The 5,398-nt window shown below is 42.8% G+C and carries 5 protein-coding genes and 1 pseudogene; all 6 read right to left on the bottom strand.

The genetic code is table 11. The annotated features are described in order from the left end of the window. Window positions 1-351 (bottom strand): annotated as a pseudogene (locus METPAY_RS15220) (hypothetical protein); the annotation flags it as partial. 496 nt (window positions 352-847) lie between these two features. Then, on the bottom strand, window positions 848-1,651 hold the full coding sequence (locus tag METPAY_RS13725) for a hypothetical protein (RefSeq protein WP_157199100.1): 804 nt from the start codon (window positions 1,649-1,651) through the stop codon (window positions 848-850). Window positions 1,652-1,730: 79 nt separating this feature from the next. Beyond that, window positions 1,731-2,360: a YIP1 family protein gene (locus METPAY_RS13720; protein ID WP_048153130.1), complete on the bottom strand. Its 630-nt coding sequence runs from the start codon at window positions 2,358-2,360 to the stop codon at window positions 1,731-1,733. Between the two features lie 179 nt (window positions 2,361-2,539). Beyond that, complete coding sequence (locus METPAY_RS13715) at window positions 2,540-3,421, bottom strand: hypothetical protein (RefSeq protein WP_048153146.1); 882 nt, start codon at window positions 3,419-3,421, stop codon at window positions 2,540-2,542. A 128-nt stretch (window positions 3,422-3,549) separates the two neighbouring features. Next, the gene (locus tag METPAY_RS13710) at window positions 3,550-4,428 is read right to left on the bottom strand and encodes a hypothetical protein (RefSeq protein WP_048153129.1); all 879 of its coding nucleotides are present in this window, start codon (window positions 4,426-4,428) and stop codon (window positions 3,550-3,552) included. Window positions 4,429-4,437: 9 nt separating this feature from the next. After that, window positions 4,438-5,398, bottom strand: a 961-nt coding sequence (locus METPAY_RS13705) for a transglutaminase-like domain-containing protein (protein WP_048153128.1), incomplete at its 5' end; no start/stop codon positions are given.

Raw genomic sequence — 5,398 nt, 5'->3', positions numbered from 1 at the left:
GGTACCTGCGACTTTTTCCTGATTTGGTACCGAAAGTGTCATTTTTCCGTCTGAGAGAATTTTAACCTTAGCATCGATTTCTTTAAATTCTTCCTTGCGTTTTGAATCCATAATCATTAAACCGGGATATGATTTAGCCTGGTCTTCATCGATCTTTTTTGTAGGAGTTATCTTAATTTCAGGATTATCTCCCGGAATATCTCCGGGTTCAAGCATATAGTCAAAATCATCAAGCCATACTCCTGATGCATTAATAGGAACAAGAGCATTTACACCCGGAACGAAGATCGCACCGGCGAGTGCCACTACCAATAGCAGACCCAAGGCCCGCATACCGTATTTTGTTTTCATTTTTTTACCTCGTTTCAGTTTTTACCGGCATGCAAACCTTAATCTGCAATAATGCTGACATAGATGATGCCGGTTTAGTCGGCAAATGAAAGACCAGGCAACAGGGTTTGATGTGGTAATCGGAGCCCTGAGGCCAGGTCCTTTACTTAACCGATACTTTGGTTTTTTTTGAAAAGGGGTTTAGTGAAGGATCACTCCTTCATCCGCCCCCGGTTGAAAATATGGTGTAAACATATAATAATGATTTTCACCATGCTCTTGAACAATGCTTAAAAAAAAATGAAAAAATTACTTTATTGATGAGTGATATTTTTTTTAGATTTAGTAGAACTAAAATTTTGGGAAAATTTCAGAAAAATATTAAAAATAGTCGCTGATTTTTTCTAATGCGCTATCTCACTTATCCTGAAAAGCACCACGGATTTTGTGATGGAATCATCCTGGATTATCCGACAATGGCAGGTAAAAAGAATCTGTCGGCTGTGTGGGCGGAGATTTAGGCAGTTGCATCTACCATAAGTGGGAAGGATTCGGGATCAAACGTTGTAACTGCATAGAAGATCCATACCGGTTTTAAGTATGGTTCGCTATCCTGTTTCCATGGATTGTACAGCTTGTAACCCGGGGTAATTTTAGTTATTTTAGTTCCTTTTGGAAGGGTGCCCTGGTATCTGTCGATGGTTTCGGAGTTCCTGAGTTTTTCGTATGCCTTATCAGCCGGGATAATATCCACTTCTCCTGTTTGTTCATATTCCGGCCATGCCTTCATGATCTTTATGATCTCACCTTCTTCTCCGAGGTTCATGTTGATCGAAGCACCAATAACCGGAAGTTCATTGAGGATCTGGATATACCTTACCTGTGTTCCGATTGGATGTTGTTCTTCGACCGATTCAGTTGTAAGGTTGTATTTATTCAGGTATCGGGGAACCGCATCGACAAGTTGTGCATCTTCCGGTAGTCCTCCGTATTTCTCAAGAGCCTTCTCTGCAAGAGCGGGTGCTTCAGTTGCAGATGGAATGCTGTTTTTGATCGAGAAGGCTTTTGTTTCATCTCCATCCTTAACCAGATCAATCGACCTGATTTTATAGACAGCTATAACTTCAGGAGATGTGGGAAGGTTTGTATCAAGAACCAGTGAATCGAACTGCCCCTGCATCACGGGAAGCACCGTATCTTCCTGTGAGCCTGTCTGGGAATTCACCGGATGGGACAGAAGTCCGGTACAGGCTGCTCCGAGAATAAGAGCGGAAGCCAGCAGTAAAACCGCGATCATCAATTTGGGTTTGGTTTCTGTCATTTTCATGTCCTCTGTTTGGATTATAGACCGTCTCATGGAAACGGTCTAAACCGCTTTCAGGTGATCCGGCCCTCTGTCTTCACAATCCCACGAATAAACAGAAGTCCCCAATCGGGGAGGAGGCGAGAGATACGATAATCTTCGCCGCTGCAATTGAGATTATTGCAATTACATATGATTTCAATCCTGAAAGACCGTGCAATGTCTTTATTCCTTCGGCAGAGACCCGGATAAAAACCAACAGTGCAAGAATGAGAGCCAGATAATCGGCAAAATTTATCTGGGTGCCGGGATTATAGCCCGTACCGGCTGTATATAATACGTTTATCAGGTTGAATATCGCGATTACTACGATATAATAGGTATAACTTACAATTGAAATTTTGAAGGAGTCGACAAATTTTACATTCCTGTTCTCATATCTTGAAGCAAAATGAATTACAGCCACGATTACCAGGATTATGAGGATAAAGTTTACCAGGATATGTAATACCATAGTTGGCAGTAATAATCGCGGGCCGGTAGAATAACCGCTCAAAATCTCATAGATTATAAATGAAAGACCTGAAAGGAGAGCGATGACCGCATCAAGAATCAGGAGTATTACTATTGACCGGTAGGAATTCGTGTTTCTGTTTTTTTCATATGTCCCGGCGGGATCGAGGATATAACCGGGAATCGCCCTAAGGATATTTTCAAGATTACTCATATAGATATAACCCCCGTAATCAGGAAGATATTTGCTACGATAAAATCCTATGATGCCTGCATAAATAATTCTGCCGGAAAATTTTGTATGAAATAATTTTTTTGCTGTGGAGATCTTTTTCCGGGAAATTTGAAAATCGCATCCGGGCTTGCATCGGTTTTAACAAAATCTGTATATATCTAATTTCTTCTCCGGGCTATGACAACCAGAACCGCACCGATACCGAGGATGGTTGCAGTCAGGTCGAATCCCGGCATTCCTTTTGGTTCGGTTTTCACGATAGAATCTCCCTCGCGAAGCTCTGCCGGGATAATTATCGTATCTTCCCCCGATCCGTTTGACACCGGGATCTCCCAGGCAAAAACATCGTCGTCGATCTTCAGGATTGTTTCCCCGGTGAGGTTCCAGCCCGGGCGATGTCCGAGAGCTTCGGCCTGTGCTTCGGATTTGTCAATCGTGAAATCCTCCTCTGATATGAACGTACTATAGGCGGCATTGTCCGTGAACAGGCCCTTTCCTATCGTTACGATGTACTCGGTAAAAGTTCCGGTATCGTCGATGAAATAAACATCCGTTTCCGAATCGCTTCTTTCCACCTCCGCACAGCGGCCCGGGATATTTTCTTCTATGTAGTCCATAAGGCCCTGGTCCCCGGATAGCGACGGGTAATTCTCAAAAACCTCCGGGAACTGGAATAAGGGATCAAGTGGAAGAACCTTGTCGCACCCGATAATCCTGACAGATACAATCGACGGTTCGCGGTTGTGTTCATCAGCCCGAACATCATTCAGGTAGACAAGTTGCTCACTGCACTCGTTGGCCGGAGTGAGATAGATATACTCGAAAGTTTCGTTGTATGGGATTTCATGCCACTTGAAATCGCTGTATTTATCTATGAAAGATGAGATCGTTTCATTATTTTTTGCATTTGGATGAAATAAATTAAGAATAGCTTTCGGATCGCCTTCCCCGGGAAGGGGATTGGGTACTGCATTTGCATGACCGACAAGAAGTGCAAGAATTATTGCCGTTATTATCAGGAATTTAATTTTTCTCGACATAAAAAAAAGGTTAATTATACCTCGGAACTTCTCCGAGAGGGATGAGTGTTCTGAAATCTTCATATCTGAGAATGCCGTCTCCCATCTGCATCCTATTAGAGTCTGCTTTTCCATTTTCTCCGTTTATTTTAATCTCTTCTTTTGGAAAGAATTATAGAACCGGTTCCAATACTCCAGATAGTCAAAAGCAGGTCGAATCCCGGCATTCCTCTCGGCTCGGTTTTCATGACAGAATATCCCTCTCGAAGTTCTGCCGGGATAATTATCGTATCTTTCCCCGATCCGTTTGACACCGGGATCTCCCAGGCAAAAACGTCGTCGTCGATCTTCAGGATCGTTTCCCCGGTGAGGTTCCAGCCCGGGCGTTGTCCGAGAGCTTCGGCCTGTGCTTCGGATTTGTTAATCGTGAAATAATCCTCTGATATGAACGTACTATAGGCGGCATTGTCCGTGAACAGGCCCTTTCCTATCGTTACGATGTACTCGGTAAAAGTTCCGGTATCGTCGATGAAATAAACATCCGTTTCCGAATCGCTTCTTTCCACCTCCGCACAGCGGCCCGGGATATTTTCTTCTATGTAGTCCATAAGGCCCTGGTCCCCGGATAGCGACGGGTAATTCTCAAAAACCTCCGGGAACTGGAATAAGGGATCAAGTGGAAGAACCTTGTCGCACCCGATAATCCTGACAGATACAATCGACGGTTCGCTGCGTTCGTCAATTCCTATTTTATTCAGGTAAATCAACTGCTCACTGCATTCATTTACAGGAGTGACATAAACATATTCATATGTTTCATTATATGCACTTTCATGCCACCGGATATCGGGGTGTTCTGCTAAAAATGAGGTAATAACTTCATTGCTTTTTGCATTTGGATGTACTCCATACAAAATGAGTGTGTGATTACCTTCCCCGGGAAGGGGATTAGGTACTGCATTTGCATGACCGGCAAGAAGTACAAGTATTATTGCCGCGATTATCAGGAAATTTATTTTTTTTAACATAAAAAAAGGTTAATTATACCTCGGAACTTCTCCGAGATATGTGAGAGTTCTGAAATCTTCATACCTGAGAATGCCGTCTCCTGTCGGGTCCACAGTGCAATATGAGTCATCTGCATCATCGTAGATTGTAATAATTATGTGACGATTTCCTACGTTTTTATAAATTTGTGGATTATCATATGAGTTCCATGTTGGATCTGAGTGTACCCATGTGGTTCCATTCCATGATTCAGCTATAGCATGACCAGTAAGATTACCATCCTGCGTCACCATTGTAAATGCCATGAATCGTGTAGGTATTCCTAATGCACGGGTAAATGAAGTATAAAGTGTTGCAAATTCATCACATACTCCCATATATTTCCCATCTATTGCGGAGGCATTTTTTAAAGTGTATAGATCAGACATTATGTATTCGATATAAAAATCAGTTTCAGTGTAATTCATTATTGTATTCACATGTTGCATCGCGTGGTAAGCCGATTCATAAGGAACATTTGTATCATCTACGGCCAGTGCTGCTTCAGATAGTACCCGATATCTGTCTTCGCTATACCCATCATTGTAAGGGAAATGGTACAGATCGCTTGGTTCAAGATTATCTCCTCCGTCAGGATCGGGGAGGTGTGAAGCATCGTTGTTGTATTTTTCTATTGCATCAACAGACACTCTTCCTGCAAATGATGTTTCATCGAGCGGGTCGACCCGAATTTCAATTCCCATTGGTTTTAAGCCCACTGAACTGGATTGTGCTATTACCTGAAACGGGATTGTCACGTTAAGATCTGCACCTGACGGAAGATTGGAGAAAGTAACATAATAGGCATAAACATCTTCTATCGACCAGAATATGACCTTTCCGCTCGCTGCCGAGGAATCGTAATTATGGATGGTAATTTCCTGGTTTACAGTTGTGTCCTGAACCCAATACCATGTCAGTGTTGCTTCGGTCACACGTACATCAGGAATT

It is taken from the genome of Methanolacinia paynteri (genome assembly GCF_000784355.1).
GTDB lineage: Archaea > Halobacteriota > Methanomicrobia > Methanomicrobiales > Methanomicrobiaceae > Methanolacinia > Methanolacinia paynteri.
The sequence above is the reverse complement of the archived record's forward strand: the minus strand, read 5'-3'. Positions and strand labels throughout refer to the sequence as shown.